The organism is Halotia branconii CENA392, from assembly GCF_029953635.1.
GTDB classification, from domain to species: Bacteria; Cyanobacteriota; Cyanobacteriia; order Cyanobacteriales; family Nostocaceae; genus Halotia; species Halotia branconii.
On sequence record NZ_CP124543.1, the window covers coordinates 5,520,064 to 5,537,138 of the forward strand.

The window sequence follows — 17,075 nt, forward strand, 5'->3', positions numbered from 1 at the left end:
TAAAACTACTAATAGTTCTAGCATTTAAGCTAGATATAAGGTATCATTTAGTTTGAGATTTTTTAGCTAGTTTAGATAAACTAATTTAGGATGCTTGTTTTTGTTATCCCACTTAAAAGCCCGCAAGTCTCTAGATCTTGGGAACGCGTGACAAAATTATTTGAAAGATGCATCAAATCAGTTTGCAATCAAACTTCACCTAATTTTCGCGTTGTTGTTGTTTGTCATGAAAAGCCAAAAATAGCTTTCACTCATCCCCACATCACATACTTGAAAGTTAATTTTCCACCTGCAAACGAAACAAACCCTGTAGCTCAAGGTAATACAGATAAAGGACGGAAAATATTGAAAGGATTAATCTATGCCGAGCGATTTTATCCTACGCACACGATGGCAGTTGATGCCGATGATTGTGTTAGTAAAAAATTAGCCGAGTTTGTGAATCGAAATTCTAACAGTAATGGATGGTTTATTAATAGAGGTTATAAATATCAAGAAGGCAGTCAATATATTTATCTAAAAAGAAGCAACTTTTATAAGATGTGTGGTACTTCTAATATTCTTCGCTATGATTTGAATAATATTCCCGAACAAGCAGAATATAACCGTGGTTATGGGTACTATAAATATTATATAGATCATGAGCAAGTTAGAAATATTTTAAAGAGCAATTTCAATGCGATTAAGCCTTTACCATTTGCAGGTGCAGTTTATGTCTTAGAAACAGGAGAACACTTATTTTATGATTCAAAACGGTTAAAATTCAATATTTTTAACCGGAGATTATTAAGAAAATCAATTATAAATGAATTTGGATTGTATAACTTATCCAGTTCTGTATTAACGACTTTTTAAACATTATTAAAGACACTGCTATGCAGAAATTCAAATCAAAATCCCAAAAATCTAAAAAATCAAAAAAGCAGACTAAAAAAGAAGTTCCTACCCTTAGTCTTAAAGAAAGGTTAGCCCAGAAACGCAAAGCAACCCAAGCACGCAAAGAACTCACGAGTTTGCTTACTACCGCCGCCTTTGGCGGTGTTTTCTTTGGTATTTTAATTGCTTTAGTTGGTGGAATTAAGGCAGCAGTTCCAGCCGTTTTATCAATATTTGTCTTGTCTCTTTCCTACAAATACCCCCGTGAAGCTCTTTTTGCCTTTTTGATTTATGTACCTTTTGGAGGTACTATTACTTATTACATTGGCAACAGTCCGATTTTGCAATTAACAAAAGATGCTTTTTACATTCCAGCTTTGATTGCAATTTGGCAAAGTTGTAAGAAGCAAGGATTACCTCTAATTCTTCCCAAAGCGATTAGAACTCCATTATTTATTCTATTGGGCTTATGTTTATTAACGTTGCTATTTATCAATGGTGGACAACAACTAAATCCACCTCCTGTAGGACTCTTAGAAAAACCACCAAATGAAATACCCATAGGTATGGGTATTTTGGGATTGAAAGTATTTTTAGGTTATGTTCCCCTGATTGGTTGTGCTTACTATCTCATCCGTAATAAACGGGATTTTCTATTTTTATCACGGCTACAGGTTTCTTTAATACTTATTTGTTGTTTGCTGGGATTTCTGCAATATCTATTATTACTAACTGGGGTATGTGAAGGTACTAGAGATGCCGAAGGTAGTGCCTTATTTAAAGCAACCTTAGAAGCTAGATGTTATTTTGGTGGTTCCCTAGTCTATAGTCCTAGCCAGGGAGTAATTCGTTTACCAGGAACCTTTGTTGCACCTTGGCAATGGGCATGGTTTTTAATTTCTAGTACTTTTTTTGCCTTTGCTACAGGTTTCACCGACCCTTCAATATTTTGGCGACTCACAGGTTTAGGTTCTTTAGCCTTGGTCTTTGTCAACGCAGTAGTTTCTGGACAGAGAATTGCTTTAGGTCTAGTACCCACCTGTTTTGTAATTTTACTATTGCTCACAGGACAAATTAAGAACCTTAAACGCTTTATCCCCATAGGGGTGGGTCTTGCTTTAGTGCTGGGAGTTGCTATGATTACTAACCCTGTCGTCGTGCAAGAAAGACTAGATAGTTTTAGCAGTCGTTGGGAAGCTTCACCGCCCCAAGAATTTATCGTCCAGCAATTTGAGGAAAATTGGAAAAGTGTAGATAGCCCTATAGGAAGTGGTTTAGGTCGTGCGACTAATTCTGCTCGTGCATTGGGTGTAACAAAACTTGTGGAAACTTACTACCCAAAAGTATTATACGAGATAGGCATTTTGGGATTGCTGGGTTTTGTCGGTTTAGTTACTACCCTGACAATCACTGCCTTTAAGACATATCGTTCTATAAAAAACCGTAATTTCCGCAGTTACGGAGCTGCTTTATGGGTGTTTATATTGTTTATTAGTTACAACACCTACTACTACCCTTTAGATGTTGACCCGGTAGCTGTCTATTATTGGTTTTTTGCAGGAGTGCTATTTAAATTACCAGTTTTAGATAAACAAGAGAAGGAAAATACTAATTCTCAACAAGGAACACAGAAAAAGCCTCTAAGTAGTACGGCGTAAATGATTAAACCAGTAAAAAGTTATCAAGACTTATGGTAACTGAAAAATAGCAAGGGTAATCATGGCAGGCGGTTATATCATCAAAACAGCAAATTTATATGAGTATAAAAGCACATGATTGATTTACCTTTAATTTCTGTAATCATCCCAACTTATGGGCGAGAGGAAACGCTACAAGATAGTATTGTGGATGTTCTTAATCAAGATTATCCGAATTTTGAGGTTTTAGTAGTAGACCAATCTCCCAAACATAAGCCAGAAGTTCAAGCTTACCTAGAAGAAATGGCAACACTAGGTAAAATTAAATGGTTTCATCTCGATTGGGCAAGTTTGCCAGGGGCGCGTAATTATGGTGTACGGCGCTCAAATGGTGAAATAATTTTATTTATTGATGATGATGTTAAATTAACTCCAGAATTTATTGCAGCCCATGCCAAAAACTATCAGCAAAATCCCGAAGTGGGGGCTGTGGCAGGAAGAGTTTTTGACAGAATGAAATTGGGCGATTCTGGTGGAGAATTGCAAATTGAATATCTGCCTCCCCAGGCTATGGACCCAGGAATTGCTTGGTATCATATTGACTTAGTACATACAATCAAACCCCAACAAGTTCTGACAGCAAGGGGTTGTAATATGTCTTTTCGGCGTGAAATCTTTACCAACCACGGATTAAAGTTTGATGAAAGGTTTCGCGGTAGTGCAGTCCGCGAGGAATCAGATTTTTGTTTGCGGCTGCGGCAGACCGGATATAAGATTTGGTACGACCCAGAGGCTTATTTAATCCACTTAGGAGAAGAAACGGGGGGTTGTCATGATATTAGTATGCGATCGCTCAAATATCAACTCACCTTCTACCACAATCATTTCTTGCTGGGGCTGAAAAACCTGACTGTTACCCAGGCTTTACGATTATACGCCCGTTTATTTGACTGTCACGTCCTCGGAAGACCCCCATGTCATAAAAGCGGTTCCCCGATTAAAATTTTGACTCGCGCTTTTTTCTACACGTTAGGTTTTCTTAAAGCCTTGGGTACAGTTATGCAATCATCATGGAATGATGGGCAAATTTATAGTCGTCTTGATCAACAAATTAAAAGTGTTTGAATCAAAAAGTTAAAGGAGGATGAACAATGTTTATCCTTTTTCTATTTAATATTAGTAGTTACCAAATGTCAATGAAAATTTTAGTTGCCAGCCATACTTATATTGTAGATCTTAACTGTGAAAAATTACGCGCCTTATCTCAATTAGAACCCGGAATTGAAGTAACGGTTGTAGTTCCCAAAAGCTGGAAACCTGGGGGTGTACAAAACACTACTATTGAAACTCAATATCGAGATGAAGGTACTTTTAGAATAGTTCCAGTTACTAACTTTAGTCAAAATCACCAAGGACTACTGACCTTTGGTACTGATTTAATCTCTTTATTGCGGCAATTTCGTCCCCAAATTATCCAGGTAGAGCAAGGTTCTAGAGGTCTGGCATACACTCAGATGATTGCTTTAAATCACCTATTAGGACTAAAAGCTAAAAATATATTTTTTACTTGGTGGAATCTACCTTATGAACTCAAATTACCAGTTGCTTTATTAGAAAAGTATAACCTTAACCATAGCCACGGGATCATTTCTGGTAATCAAGATGGGGCAGAAGTTTTACGGCAACGAGGATATAAAGGATTAATTAAAGTTATGCCACAACTTGGTGTAGATGAAAGTTTATTTACGCCAAAAACCCAACCGGAACTAGCAACTAAGTTAGGTATTGCTTCAAATGATTTTGTAGTAGGTTTTGTAGGAAGATTTGTACAAGAAAAAGGTTTGTTAACTTTATTAAAAGCTTTAATTAGTTTACAAAATTACCCGTGGAAATTACTACTACTAGGACGTGGTCTTCTACAAGAAGAGTTAATTAAAATAGCAACAGAAAATAATTTTAAAGAAAGACTGCTAATAGTAGAAAGCGTTCCACATAATGAAGTTGCGAATTATATAAATCTGATGAGTACTTTGGTACTGCCTTCAGAAACAACCTACAATTTTAAAACTTTAACTTCTGTTGGTTGGAAAGAACAATTTGGCCATGTAATTATTGAAGCAATGGCTTGTCAAGTACCTGTGATTGGTTCCGATTCTGGTGAAATTCCTTATGTAATTGGTGATGCTGGTTTAGTTTTTCCTGAAGGTGATGCCAGGGCATTGGCTAGTTGCTTAATGCAGTTAATAGAAAAGCCAGATTTTGCCCAATCTCTCGGTGAAATGGGTTATCAAAAAGCAATGGTTAAATATACAAATAAGGCTTTGGCAAAACAGCAATTTGAATTTTATCAAGAATTAGTGAATGAAGGCAGGAGTTAGCACTTCGGCTCTGGTTCCTGAGTAAAGTCAAAGGGCGCTCGGTAAAGTAGTTCTAAGTCATTTGTAAAATAACCTAACCGCAGAGGCGCAGAGTTTGCAGAGAGAGGAATCAGAGATTTTCACGACTCATTTAGAATTGCTACATAGTTATTTCTGTAAAACTGGACTAATAAGTGGTCATTAGTCAGTAGCAAATAACAACTGACAACTGACAATTAACAAAACAATGAAAATTTTACAAATTGTCCCTTCAATTTCTCTCATTTACGGTGGTCCTAGTCAAATGGTACTAGGACTTGCTCCCGTACTAGCTAAACAGGGAGTGGAAGTGACAATCTTGACGACTGATAGTAATGGTGATAGTGGTCAAAAACCTCTGGATGTTCCTTTGAATCGACCGATTAAACAAGATGGCTATGAAATAATTTATTTTCGTTGTGCGCCATTTCGTCGCTACAAATTTTCACTTGATTTATTAAAATGGCTAAAACTTCATGCCAATGAATTTGATTTAGCACATATTCATGCTCTTTTTTCTCCTATCAGTAGTGCTGCTGCTACTGTGTGTCGTCAACAAAATTTACCTTATATTTTGCGTCCTTTAGGTACTCTTGATCCGGCTGATTTACGTAAGAAGAAACAATTAAAACAACTTTATGTGGCGCTTCTGGAACGTTCCAATTTAGTTGGGGCAGCAGCAATTCATTTTACTAGTGAGCAAGAAGCGAAAATTTCAGAACGATTTGGAGTAGTGACGCAAGATTTAATAATTCCTCTGGGTGTTATTCCCCCCTTGAGTAATGATAATAGGGTAAGTGTAGTACGCAGTCAGTTGGCAATACCTGAAGATGTGCCTTTGATACTATTTATGTCGCGGATTGACCCGAAAAAGGGTTTAGATTTATTGATTCCAGCTTTAGAAAAGCTGATAGCGATTGATTGCAATTTTCATTTTGTTTTAGCTGGAACAAATCCCCAAGACCCAGATTACGAACAAAAGATAAAATTGAAAATTGAAAATTCACCTCTGCGATCGCACACTACAATTACTGGTTTTGTTAGCGGTGATTTAAAAGCTAGTTTACTACAAGCTGCTGACTTATTTGTGTTACCTTCATATTATGAAAACTTTGGCATTGCTGTAGCTGAGGCTATGGTAGCAGGAGTACCTGTAGTCATCTCCGATCAAGTGCATATTTATCAGCAAGTAATTGATAGTAATTCCGGGTGGGTATGTACAACAAATATACAAATACTTGTAAAGTTAATCAAAGAAGCTTTGCAAAATCCTCAAGAACGCCAGCAACGGGGATTAAATGCCCAAAACTATGCATTGCAGCATTTTAGTTGGGATGCGATCGCTCGGCAAATAATTCAAGCGTATCAACAAATTCTAGCAACTTAGTACGAGTTCAATTACTTATATACTTCTTACCTTGGTGATACCAGTCATACCACTGCTTTACACTCAATACTGCCAACAACAGAAGAATCAAAGCAATTAATCCCCCCTGTCTAGGCGCATCGAAGGCAAAAAACACCAAGGCAATGCACAAGGTATCTTGAAGAAAAACTGCCCACAATGGTAAACCACGCAAGCGGTAGAACCAGCCAACTTGAACTAATTGCAGCACTAAAGCAAATAAACCTCCAATTAAGGCAATCAGCCAGTTAGGTGCTGCTGTTGCGGAGGCGACTGCTAACCCCATAATTGCTCCTACTAAGGGAGACAGTGATAACTCAATTAGTTGTAGTATTCTTTGCCCCCAGAGTTTTTTTAAAGCAAATAATTCAACTAACGACCAACTAGTAAGGCAGCCTAACAACAGTGGTGAGGAAATGTGAGATAAAATTGGGACTTGTGACCATAAACTGCTGCCTTGTAACAGTCCAATGATCAATAGAGGTATGCCTATTCTCATTCCTGCTGCGGCAGAAGCAGAAAGCATGGCCAAGATTTCAACCATCACGGCACTCAAGGGTTAATAAGTAAGCCAATATTTGTTATTTATACTACCCACGAGTTTTGACAATTGCAGCATTAAACCATTGTTTGGAAGCAATAAAATTCTTAACTTCCCCCTTGCACCCTGCGCCTTGCCCCTCTGCTTTTTCTTTCCCCTCTGCACCCTGCACCCCGAAGTTGCTCCACTTGGGGAGACACGCCAGTTCCTTCAAGTCGGGAAACCCGCCCAACGGACTGGCTCCCCAAGACCGCACTTCTCTTCTGCCCCAATTCCTCTTCTCCATGCCCCATGCCCAGTTTTATATACCCAACCTTTGGTAAACATCTTCTAAATGCCGCAGATGTTGCTGAGGATCAAAACATGCCTCAATTTCTGCTGAAGACAGCCTTTGAGTAACACGCGGATCTTTACTAATCAAATTGTGGAAATCGCCTTCTGGTTTATTCCAAGCGGCATGGGCGTTTTCTTGGACGATCGTATAAGCTTCTTCTCGGCTGCTTCCCTTTTCTACTAAAGCGAGTAGCACTTTTTGGCTAAATACTACACCACCATAGCAATTGAGATTTCTGGCCATGTTATCTGGATAAACCAATAAATTTTTCACTAATTGGGTTATTTCCACCAACATAAAGTGCGTCAAAATGCAAGCATCTGGCAAGATTACCCGTTCTACAGAACTGTGGGAAATATCGCGCTCGTGCCAAAGGGCAACGTTTTCTAAGGCTGCACCGGCATGACTTCTTACCAGTCGCGCCATTCCTGTCAGCCGTTCAGAACGGATGGGGTTACGCTTGTGTGGCATGGCGGAGGAGCCTTTTTGACCTTTGGCAAAAAATTCTTCGACTTCTAGAACGTCTGTTTTTTGTAGATTGCGAATTTCCACAGCAAAACGTTCAATGGATGCTGCTATTAAGGCTAACTGCTGCACATAGTCAGCATGGCGATCGCGGGAAATCACTTGTGTTGAGGCTGTATCGGGTTGGAGTCCAAGTTTTTGGCAAGCGATCGCTTCTACACGAGGTTCAATATTGGCATAAGTTCCTACCGCCCCAGAAATTTTACCAACGGCGATCGTTTCGCGCAGAATTTTTAAGCGTTCTTGATGTCGCAACACTTCTGCCAACCATCCAGCCAACTTAAAACCAAAGGTAATCGGTTCAGCGTGGATACCATGCGATCGGCCAGCCATGACTGTATAGCGATGTTCATGCGCCTTTTGGCGAATAGCCCCAATCAAATCTTCTAGGCGCTGTGACAATACATCTAGACTAGCGACCAATTGCAGTGCTAAAGCCGTATCTAGCACATCTGAACTGGTTAAACCCAAGTGAATATAACGCCCGGCATCACCAACATATTCATTAACATTCGTGAGAAAGGCGATGACATCATGACGGACTTCTGCTTCAATTTCTAGTACCCGCTTGGGGTCAAAATTTGCCTTGGTTTTAATTTCCTCAACTGCACTAGATGGGATGTAACCCAGTTGGGCTTGGGCTTCACAGACCGCAATCTCTACCTGTAGCCAGGTTGTTAACTTATAAGATTCAGTCCACAGGTCGCCCATTTCGGGCAAAGTATAACGCTCAATCAACGTTCGCTGTTGAATACAACTGTCATATTCTACAATTTAATTAGCCCAATATATTTAATTTACTCAAGATCCCTAAAAGATCCCCGACTTCTTAAAGAAGTCGGGGATCTGTGAGCCAATAATAATATTTATATAGCTTATGCTTAAACATAAACTGTCTGGTCGTCAAATACCACTTTCATTATTAATAGCTATTAGTCTAACTGCAACTTCTCTTTTACCAACCTCATCTTCATTAGCAGAAACGTCCTCAATTCCACAACCTTCAAAGGCTCCATTACAACTAGATTTATTGACTAAGCCAAATGGTAATGTTATTACAGCTAACACTATTAGCCTCATAGGATTAACCACTCCTAGTTTATGGTGGGCACAAGAAAACTCCGAAAACAAGCTGTTGGATAATTGGATCGCATATCCACCTTCTGGACAAGAGCCTGGCCGAGTAGACTTGATAGTAAATCAGCAAATTTGGAGTTTACTAAACTATCTGGAGCGCTATAGTTTTGTCAATCGCTTGGGTAGCCAAGTCAGGAAGGAAGATTATAACGTTCGAGTTTTCAATTATCAAAAAGATATGTTGGCGACTTATACTTGTAACTTTAATACAAGTCCAACCTCATGCAATATTCAAATGAATGCTCAGAATATGTTAGGTCTGTTGCGTTCTAATTAAGCCTTGATTTTGGTGAATAAAGACTTGTACTGCTTTGTCACTAATGGAGGTAAAGGAAGCAAAAATTCACTTTTAGCAAAAACCTCACTGTTATTCTGTAACAGGTTGCGTAAAGGTTCTTGAATATCGGTAGGAACAATATTGGTAGAAATTGGTGAATTACTTTTGGTCAAAAGAGCAATTTGTTTAGCGACATCTGGTTGCCAACAAAAATCAATCCATTGAGATGATAAATCACTTTTGGTTACATTTATAGGGCGAATCCACAAATCTGCCCAAATTGCTGTTCCTGACAGAGGCACAACGGCGGCAAGTTGGGGATAACGCCCTAAAACTGGTATGACATCGCTTGACCAACCAACTGCTAACCAAGTATCACCAATAATTAGAGGCTGTAGGTAATTATTGGAACTGTAAAACTTTGCTTGTTGATTTAATGTTCTGAGTTCCTTTTCTAAGTTTGGTACTGTGTCCAGATTTTCTGTATTGTATGATTTTCCGAGTTTCTTCAAAACTAGACCAATTACTTCTCTAGGTTGATCTAATAACGAAATGTGCGATCGCAGTTCATCTCGCCATAAATCACTCCAATCTTGTGGTTTCCATCCTAACTTTTGAAATTTGTCACGATCATAAACAATCATCGTACTACCCCAACGGTAGGGAGCAGCCCAAATTTTTCCCTGAGTGTCCAGGTTGCCTTGGTCATTTCGTGTTACTAGTTGTCGCCATCTTGCATCTAAAATAGACCAATGTTTTAGCTGTTTAATCTCTGTCTCTGCTAACGGCTGAATCAGTTTTTGTTTAATTGCCGTTTCCAGCCAAGAATCTCCTAAAGTCGCCAAATCGGCTACAGGAGTTGGAGATTGCCTAAATGGGACAAAACGACTCCAAATCGGTTCTTGAGTGGGTTTTGGTTGCTTTTGCCAACCTTGCAATTGCTCAAATAAATTTTGTATTTGTTCGACTGGGGCAAATTTTAATTGCACCTTCTGCTGTAAATGTTGGCGAAATTTATTAACTACCTGACTAGGAATAGAACCTTTCAATAGCTGTACATTTAATTTTGTCTGGTTTTTTCCATTACATCCAACTAACAACTGTGAAAGTACTAGCCCACCTATACCTTGTAAAAAAGACCGTCGATCCATTAATTTGGGATTATACATTAGTTATGTAAGCAATAATTATAGCGATTTTCTTATGGATGAAATACACCACTCTAGCCCCTAGTTCCTAGACCCTTTTCCTTACTGGAGTGTCAAGAAATTTTACGAGTAACTTTGAAATGGCTAGGAGAAATATATTGCAGAGTTATGACAAATTTATCCCATTATATAAAAAAGCATTATCCCAAACATAATCAATTACCCTCCTCGCATCCTCTAAAGGAAGAACATGACAACATCCCTGGTCATCATAAGTCAATAAAGGAATTTCCGGTGCTGTTTTGTCATTTGTGTTTACCTTGCCATAAATATTTTCTAGATTATTCAATGGCCCTTGGATATCAAAATTGATTGTCGTGCCTAGTTTTTTCTCCATCCAAGTTTCGATGCGAGCATCTAATTGTTGAGGATTGAGGGGAATCGGGCTAGTGAGTAAATGATAATACACTAAGATGATTTCTTTACATTCTTCTTCTTCAGCTAAATCGATGAACATTTGAAATACACTAGCGTTATTAGCTAAATTTTTGAAAAACAGTGTTTCTGTGACATCTTTTTGAAATTTGATTTTTTTGTTTTTATAATTAGTATATTGTTTAAAGGCAAATCCACCTAAGGCGATCGCTAATGATAGAGTCGCTACTAATACGGGCATTACATTGCGGACTTTATCTGGTTCTACATCTAATGATTCGATAAAAAATGGTATATTTAGCACCAGTAAAATCGCAGCAAGCAGTAATAATAGGTTTGGCAATGCTCTTAATATTAGCGGAATTGCTGCACCAATGGCAGGAATCCCAAATAGTAATCGATCTTTCCAGGTCATACTCGTTGCTACGTTAGGAAAGAGCAAGTCAATATCTAGTTTGGGAATATTCTTATAGAAGTAGACATACATTTTACCGGGAATAAATTTCAATTCATTGATTTTATCTTTTTTATTCCTAAAATAATCTGCTTCTTTGAATTTAACTAGCAATACAATTCGCTCAAAAATATCAATAATTTTTTCTTCTTGCCAAAAAAATAATTTTTTGATCGAAATTTTTTTATTAGTGTCGCCCTGATAATAGCAGATGAATCGATCAAATTCATCGAAATCAACTTGCGTTTTTAAATCAATTAGAGATTTTGTATCTAATGCTCGTTGCACAAGTGGTTGAGGTAAAAGAATATAATTAGCTCTTTCCACAATATTTTTAAATGCATCAACCACTTTTAACTCCATTTCATCATACTGTTCAAATGTTGGTGGAGTCATGGGTTGGATATCTGCATTGGGGTTGAAGGGTATGTAGTTTTCTTTGATAATTTCTAAGGTGTGATAAAAGCGAAAGTGATAATATGCAGCTAAGATTTGACAAAATTCTTTAAATGTTTCTGTCTCGGCTTGATCTAGCTGACCATCTTGCAGACAAAGTTTGATAATATCGGTGCGATTGTAGGGAATAAATGCTTCTCGGTTTTCGTGAACAGTCATGTTATGAGATTAATCAAAATCCAACTAATAAGTTTGTCAAACCACCCCGCAGCGCTGGTCTCACCGCCTGTGCGAGTTTTAAGATATTCCGCGTAGGCGGTGAGAGAGTCACAGTCTTGGCGGTTCCCATCGATTGCGTTAGCGAATCGTTAGCGAGCGACGAAGGAGCATCACCCGTTAGCGTAGCGGTAGCGAGTCATCGAGCGTCAGGGACTTTGTTTGTGTAGCCGCGATTTCTAATCGCCTAGTGTTTCTGCTAGTATAAGTAAGTCGGGGAGAATAAATCAAACTATGTTAACTAATCTAAATTAGTTTGCCATATCAAGTACTGAAGAACCGGAAAAACTAACTCTCAATTATAATAAAAAATATTTATACAAAAGTTGTCCTGAAGATAATTTTTGCCATTTGTGGTAATGGTGTGCCAGTAAAGAAAACCGTTATATATATCAGATATTTTTAGGAATAACACGAAATAACAATGTATTTATTTGGTAATTCGATTCAGGAGTTATCACATACTGATTATGTTATTTATTATAACGAATTACTGTAATTGTAAAAATACAAACTTGTCTAATTGATAACACTGTGTTGAAAACATAATACAGAAATGAAAAGGAGTTAACTATGGATCTATCGGAACCGCCAAAATTGCTTGTTCCCTATGTAAGTGGATTGATTATCTTATGCATCTCTGTACTTTGGTTAGTTGATCAGTTTGTAACTTGGTTCCGTACTCGCACTAGTGACTTTCCCTTTGAGCCACTAATTGCTACAGCTACTGCTCTTGGGCTTTTATTTGTCTCTCCTGGCTTAGAAGAGAAAGATTGGACATTGTCATGGGTAATCTTTCTCATCGCCTTAGCGGTGTTGATATGGATGATGGGAAAAATACAAAATATCAAAAGGTGGCAATTCCAGACAGTGATTGCTATTTTTGTCCTTGTAAATGTAATACTATTTTGGAATTATAATCAGAATGACTTGCATGGTGAGACAATCAAGGTGATGTTGCAAACTGAACCGGATCGTGAGTCAATTGATAATTATTGGACACGCACTTGGGAGAAGAGTGCTGCTGAACAATTTCAAAAAGATTTTGGTGTAAAAGTCGAAATTATTCCTGTTAAAACTGGAGTTAGTAAACGTCTAGATCAATTTTTAGAAGCACTTGATCCAGAACTTCCACTCAAGCAAGGGGATGAAGTTGATGTGTTTGCTATTGACGTAATTTGGACTGGGTTAATGGCAAGACACGCAGCAAATTTACAACCAATTTTTCAGGACTTTTCCAATAAATTTAATTTTAATATCTTTGAAAATAATAAAGTTCGTGTAGGTAATAATACTAAGCTTGTCGCTGTACCTTGGTTCATTGATAATGGGCTACTTTTTTATCGCAAAGACCTACTGAAAAAGTATTTTCAAAGCGACCTTCCACCAAATACTTGGCAGGAGTTGGAACAGAAGGCTGTGGAAATTCAGAATCAAGAGCGAAAGCTAGGAAATAAGGACTTCTGGGGTTTTGTTTGGCAAGGTGATCCATCTGAAGGGTTAGTATGTAACGCTCTTGAGTGGCAGTTTTCTCATGGTGGCGGTACTGTTGTTGCCGTAAAGAATAACGTCATAGATGTAGATATTAATGTAGAAGCAACTACTAAAGCATTTGAGCGAGCAAAAAACTGGATTGGTAAAATTTCGCCACCGGATATCCTTATAGACTACGATCATAAAAAGGCATACCGAACTTGGAGAAAAGGCAATGCTGCCTTCATGCGTAACTGGCTATATGCTTACTCCGATACCTTTAAGGAAAGTCCAGAGCTGCCAAATCTTCAAGGTGATGTTGGGGTGACGTTATTACCTAAAGGTGATGATAAGAATGCAACCTATGCTTCCGCATTAGGCGGATGGCAGTTAATGATTAATGCTCATTCTCAAGGAAAGCAAAAGAAAGCTGCAATTGAGTTTGTAAAATTCTTATTAAGTAGGGAGCAACAAAAATTACTTGCACTTAAAACTGGTAAAGTTCCTGCCTTAAAAGAACTTTATACTGATGCAGAAGTCTTGGATAAGCTTCCATTTCTTAATGATAATGAGGATAATTCTAAACTCAACAAGCTGTTTACGGGTGAATCTCCTGTGATTGTGCAAAGACCATCCTCTTTAACAGATAGAAGTTACCCTATAATATCGGAGGTTTATCTTAATGGAGTTCGCAACATATTACAACGTAATGTTGTAGATACGCGAAAAGCTGTAGAGATGTTACGGGATAGAGTGAAGAATCATCTCAATACTTAATGCGCTTGGAGCATCCTATATTTAGACTCCAGAACACTCAGCAGCTTTTCTTCTACAGTCATCAGGTAAAGACGATTTCAGCTTCACCAATGACTGCAATAAATTGTTGACTGTCTCCTCCAGTGAGTCTAAGTGTATTCTATTGATGCGCTAGCTTTTTTTAGTAAGCTTGATCCAGTTTCATCAGTTTGAACTACTAACTTAACCACAGGATGTTTACCTTTCCATGTTATATTTTGAGCAAATTTTAAATTTGACAAAGCCAAGATTCATTTTCAATCCGTTTGGCAATAGGATGTTTTGTCGTTGTTCCAGGCTCAGATGTATCATTATGCCATCCTTGCCAAATATCTGTAGCAAGTTTAGAGAACTCACTTTGTACTTGGAACCAGCTAGGATTATTTTCTCTACTCCATAGGTAACACAACAAATCTAAAACTTTTTCAGAGGTGCGGTTACTTGTTGGATTTAATTTGTTTTTATTTGATTCAATTAATTGATCTTCTCCCATAAATACTCTTGTTAGCCCCTCTTTAGTGCTGAAATTACCCAGTTTTTTTGAACACCTAAAAATATCGAAGAGAGCATCACAAATACGGCGATTTAAGCCTAAATATATAGAGCCTTTAAGGGCTTTTAAAAAACGCTCTAAAGCATTAGTAGGGTCATTCTGAATTAATAGTAAATATTCTCCATGCAGCAAAGAAATTTCTGAAAGAACTGCTTGGCGGAAGTTTTCACTGTGACCAGTTGTTAAACTAGCATTAGCAAATTTATCAGCAAACTTAAAGACCTGTATTGACAAGTTACCATCTCCAAGTCTTACCCCGACTCGTCCTGCTAAAGCTAACCATCTAGTCACTCGCTGAGTTGAGCCAATACGTGATGCGTAGTGTGCTGCTTTGAGAAAATGTTCTATGGCTTTTTCAAGTGTATTTTTATCATTGCTCAGGTAGAACTCTATTCGCGCGGCATTTCCATAAATTTCAGATAAGGCTTTATAAATATCCAAACCTGGGTCTTTATAGCAAGATCCTCGTTTAATTGCGTTTTTAATTTTACTATCCCATTCTTCTAATTCAAGCCACTTGCTTCTTTGGTGGGATTCAAATAAATTTGGTTCATGTCCGCAGGAAAGCTCATATAAATAGATCTCTGACTGTATAAGAGCCTGTATAGGAACAAGCTCTTGTTTTACTTCCTCATCATCCTCAAATACTTTTTGAATTTCTGCAATGAGCGACTTTAAATTACTGATATTGCCTTGAGTGTTAGATAGTCTTAGCTCCAGTCGTTTTGCCAGAAGATAACAACGATAAAAATTGAGCCGATATGAAAAATAAATGTTTTCCTTGGGAATTATCTTCAGTTCATCTATAGCTATATCGGCAATTCTATTAATTTCAGTTGGCTGACATTCATCATCCAGAAATTGAAAATTCTGAAAAGCTTTCCTGGCTCTAGTTAATCGCTTTCTCAATTCAGAAAGAGCTTTGCACGCTGAAACGTAGATTTCTATATCGAGTTTGTCATTTGCATTCTGATCTACAATCCATTGTTTAGCAGCGTAGACAGTCGCTTGTAGCATAGTGATCATTGAGTCCCGATCTACCCAAATCCCTTGATACTTTTGCTGCTTTCCCAAAATTATAGTTGTTTCAACTAAAGAATCAATGCTGCTGTCTAAGGTTTTTGTCGAGATGCTGATGTTACCTATATCTTCTGTTAAGCCCATGTGTAAGCTACAAGCACCAATAGCATTCTCTAAAATTGTGTTTCCAGAAGTATAAATCCATTCAATCAACTCACTAGGTTGATTGTTGTAACTAAAGCTACAAGTCACTTTCGCCATAATTACTGGATTAAGCAAATCAAAGGACTTGGCCTCTATTTGTCTTGTTGAATAAGAACCTGGAGTTTTCAGTTCGCATTCTGCCTGATAACCAATTCGTACAAACTTCTGGTATAAATCTTTATACTCTTCTCCCGCGTTTATATATTTAGATAAAGTTTGAAATTCTGTTTTTTCAACTCTAATATGAAGGTTAGGTAAGTTTTTAGGCATTTGCTCTTTGATCGCAATGCTCATGAACAGTCTAATCGCTTCTTGCTGACTAAAGCTTGTTTTGCCTCCAGCTTTAAGTCTTCTCCAAGTTCGCTGTAGCTTGTCAATTACTTCGAGTCTCAGTTTTAAACCTAATGTTGGGTGGTTTTCGAGGTTATCAATCAGAGATTTTAGGTAGTCATTTTCCTGATCGTTAGAATTTTCTTGAAAAAGCTTTTTGCTGGCGATCGCTATTTTATTACTGGCGATCGCTAAGAACTCCTGGGTTGTAGGCACTAAATCTTCAAAATCCAAAAACTCAAGTAATGTAACTACTTGAGCCACTTGAAAAAACACTTCTGGAGTTACTCGAATAATTTTGGTTTTTTCTGGCAAAAACCCGGCGGACTCCAGTAACTCGTCCACTCCGCTTTTTCCCAACAATTCACGCATTTTTTCAGGATTAGGCAGTTCGTCAATATTAGATTCAATTTCTCCTGAGTTACTTTCAAGCTCTATTTTTGATTTCTTTTTGGATACCTTACCTTTTTGCAGACTCTCGCATAGTTTAATCAAGTTTTTACGGTCAACTGGCAATCGTTGCTTTTTACCTTTATTCAAAAAATTAATTACAACTGGACGGCTAACCCCCATCCCTTCAGATAACTCTACCTGGGTTGCTCCCATTTTGTCTAAGTAAAAGTAGAGCAGCTCCCGTAGTTCTTCTTGGTCTTCAATGCTTTCTTGGCTCATAATCTTTATTCTAGCTAGAACGAAAATCTAGATGTAAATTATATTGACATTGAAATGGTTCTTTCTTATTTTTTTTGTCGTTTCTAATACAGAAATTAATTTTACAAAACTTTATTTTTATGAAATCTTGTTAATTATGGGGTTTTCTATAGTTTTTTTGAGATTTTCTTCAAAAAATCTTCATTTTTATT

13 protein-coding genes are annotated in these 17,075 nt (G+C 37.7%); 7 read left to right on the forward strand and 6 right to left on the reverse strand.

Annotated elements, in window-relative coordinates:
- The first annotated feature begins 90 nt into the window (after positions 1–90).
- From QI031_RS24245 to hpsP, 5 genes are all read left to right on the forward strand, one after another.
- Entirely contained in the window at positions 91–855 is a 765-nt protein-coding gene (locus QI031_RS24245) for a glycosyltransferase family A protein (RefSeq protein ID WP_281482156.1), read from the forward strand.
- Between the two features lie 20 nt (positions 856–875).
- On the forward strand, positions 876–2,534 hold the full coding sequence (hpsL, locus tag QI031_RS24250) for a hormogonium polysaccharide biosynthesis protein HpsL (protein ID WP_281482157.1): 1,659 nt from the start codon (positions 876–878) through the stop codon (positions 2,532–2,534).
- A 114-nt stretch (positions 2,535–2,648) separates the two neighbouring features.
- Entirely contained in the window at positions 2,649–3,638 is a 990-nt protein-coding gene (gene hpsN / locus QI031_RS24255; RefSeq protein WP_281482158.1) for a hormogonium polysaccharide biosynthesis glycosyltransferase HpsN, read from the forward strand.
- Between the two features lie 71 nt (positions 3,639–3,709).
- Entirely contained in the window at positions 3,710–4,891 is a 1,182-nt protein-coding gene (gene hpsO, locus QI031_RS24260; RefSeq protein WP_281486112.1) for a hormogonium polysaccharide biosynthesis glycosyltransferase HpsO, read from the forward strand.
- Between the two features lie 226 nt (positions 4,892–5,117).
- Complete coding sequence (hpsP, locus tag QI031_RS24265; protein WP_281482159.1) at positions 5,118–6,296, forward strand: hormogonium polysaccharide biosynthesis glycosyltransferase HpsP; 1,179 nt, start codon at positions 5,118–5,120, stop codon at positions 6,294–6,296.
- 7 nt (positions 6,297–6,303) lie between these two features.
- On the opposite strand, the gene QI031_RS24270 is transcribed toward hpsP, so the two are convergent.
- Genes QI031_RS24270 through purB form a run of 3 tightly spaced genes read right to left on the reverse strand, consistent with a single transcriptional unit; the run spans position 6,304 to position 8,452 of the window.
- The gene (locus QI031_RS24270) at positions 6,304–6,858 is read right to left on the reverse strand and encodes a DUF4126 domain-containing protein (RefSeq protein WP_281482160.1); all 555 of its coding nucleotides are present in this window, start codon (positions 6,856–6,858) and stop codon (positions 6,304–6,306) included.
- A gap of 46 nt (positions 6,859–6,904) precedes the next feature.
- A complete protein-coding gene (locus QI031_RS24275) occupies positions 6,905–7,141 on the reverse strand; it encodes a hypothetical protein (protein ID WP_281482161.1) in 237 nt (78 codons plus the stop codon).
- A 15-nt stretch (positions 7,142–7,156) separates the two neighbouring features.
- Positions 7,157–8,452 (reverse strand): adenylosuccinate lyase, encoded by a 1,296-nt coding sequence (gene purB / locus QI031_RS24280; RefSeq protein WP_281482162.1) that lies wholly within the window; start codon positions 8,450–8,452, stop codon positions 7,157–7,159.
- Positions 8,453–8,591: 139 nt separating this feature from the next.
- On the opposite strand from purB, the gene QI031_RS24285 reads away from it, so the two are divergent.
- Positions 8,592–9,128, forward strand: coding sequence for a hypothetical protein (locus QI031_RS24285; RefSeq protein ID WP_281482163.1), 537 nt, complete (start codon positions 8,592–8,594; stop codon positions 9,126–9,128).
- Here the strand turns inward: QI031_RS24285 and QI031_RS24290 are convergent.
- Both QI031_RS24290 and QI031_RS24295 read right to left on the reverse strand, forming a co-directional pair.
- Positions 9,125–10,279 carry an extracellular solute-binding protein gene (locus QI031_RS24290; protein WP_281482164.1) on the reverse strand — a complete coding sequence of 385 codons (1,155 nt, stop codon included), beginning with the start codon at positions 10,277–10,279 and terminating at the stop codon, positions 9,125–9,127. The two genes, QI031_RS24285 and QI031_RS24290, sit on opposite strands and share 4 nt — an antisense overlap.
- 163 nt (positions 10,280–10,442) lie before the next feature.
- On the reverse strand, positions 10,443–11,780 hold the full coding sequence (locus tag QI031_RS24295) for a TMEM143 family protein (RefSeq protein WP_281482165.1): 1,338 nt from the start codon (positions 11,778–11,780) through the stop codon (positions 10,443–10,445).
- A 630-nt stretch (positions 11,781–12,410) separates the two neighbouring features.
- Between QI031_RS24295 and QI031_RS24300 the strand changes: the two genes are divergently transcribed.
- A complete protein-coding gene (locus QI031_RS24300) occupies positions 12,411–14,087 on the forward strand; it encodes an extracellular solute-binding protein (RefSeq protein ID WP_281482166.1) in 1,677 nt (558 codons plus the stop codon).
- A gap of 247 nt (positions 14,088–14,334) precedes the next feature.
- On the opposite strand, the gene QI031_RS24305 is transcribed toward QI031_RS24300, so the two are convergent.
- Complete coding sequence (locus QI031_RS24305; protein ID WP_281482167.1) at positions 14,335–16,884, reverse strand: hypothetical protein; 2,550 nt, start codon at positions 16,882–16,884, stop codon at positions 14,335–14,337.
- Positions 16,885–17,075 lie beyond the last annotated feature (191 nt).

Bases quoted from the DNA above. Each gene is read 5' to 3' on its own strand.
- hpsO (WP_281486112.1), top strand. From the start codon at position 3,710: ATGAAAATTTTAGTTGCCAGCCATACTTATATTGTAGATCTTAACTGT.
- QI031_RS24245 (WP_281482156.1), top strand. From the start codon at position 91: ATGCTTGTTTTTGTTATCCCACTTAAAAGCCCGCAAGTCTCTAGATCT.
- QI031_RS24285 (WP_281482163.1), top strand. From the start codon at position 8,592: ATGCTTAAACATAAACTGTCTGGTCGTCAAATACCACTTTCATTATTA.
- QI031_RS24305 (WP_281482167.1), bottom strand. From the start codon at position 16,884: ATGAGCCAAGAAAGCATTGAAGACCAAGAAGAACTACGGGAGCTGCTC.
- hpsL (WP_281482157.1), top strand. From the start codon at position 876: ATGCAGAAATTCAAATCAAAATCCCAAAAATCTAAAAAATCAAAAAAG.
- hpsP (WP_281482159.1), top strand. From the start codon at position 5,118: ATGAAAATTTTACAAATTGTCCCTTCAATTTCTCTCATTTACGGTGGT.
- QI031_RS24290 (WP_281482164.1), bottom strand. From the start codon at position 10,279: ATGGATCGACGGTCTTTTTTACAAGGTATAGGTGGGCTAGTACTTTCA.
- QI031_RS24300 (WP_281482166.1), top strand. From the start codon at position 12,411: ATGGATCTATCGGAACCGCCAAAATTGCTTGTTCCCTATGTAAGTGGA.
- QI031_RS24275 (WP_281482161.1), bottom strand. From the start codon at position 7,141: ATGGAGAAGAGGAATTGGGGCAGAAGAGAAGTGCGGTCTTGGGGAGCC.
- QI031_RS24295 (WP_281482165.1), bottom strand. From the start codon at position 11,780: ATGACTGTTCACGAAAACCGAGAAGCATTTATTCCCTACAATCGCACC.
- hpsN (WP_281482158.1), top strand. From the start codon at position 2,649: ATGATTGATTTACCTTTAATTTCTGTAATCATCCCAACTTATGGGCGA.
- QI031_RS24270 (WP_281482160.1), bottom strand. From the start codon at position 6,858: ATGGTTGAAATCTTGGCCATGCTTTCTGCTTCTGCCGCAGCAGGAATG.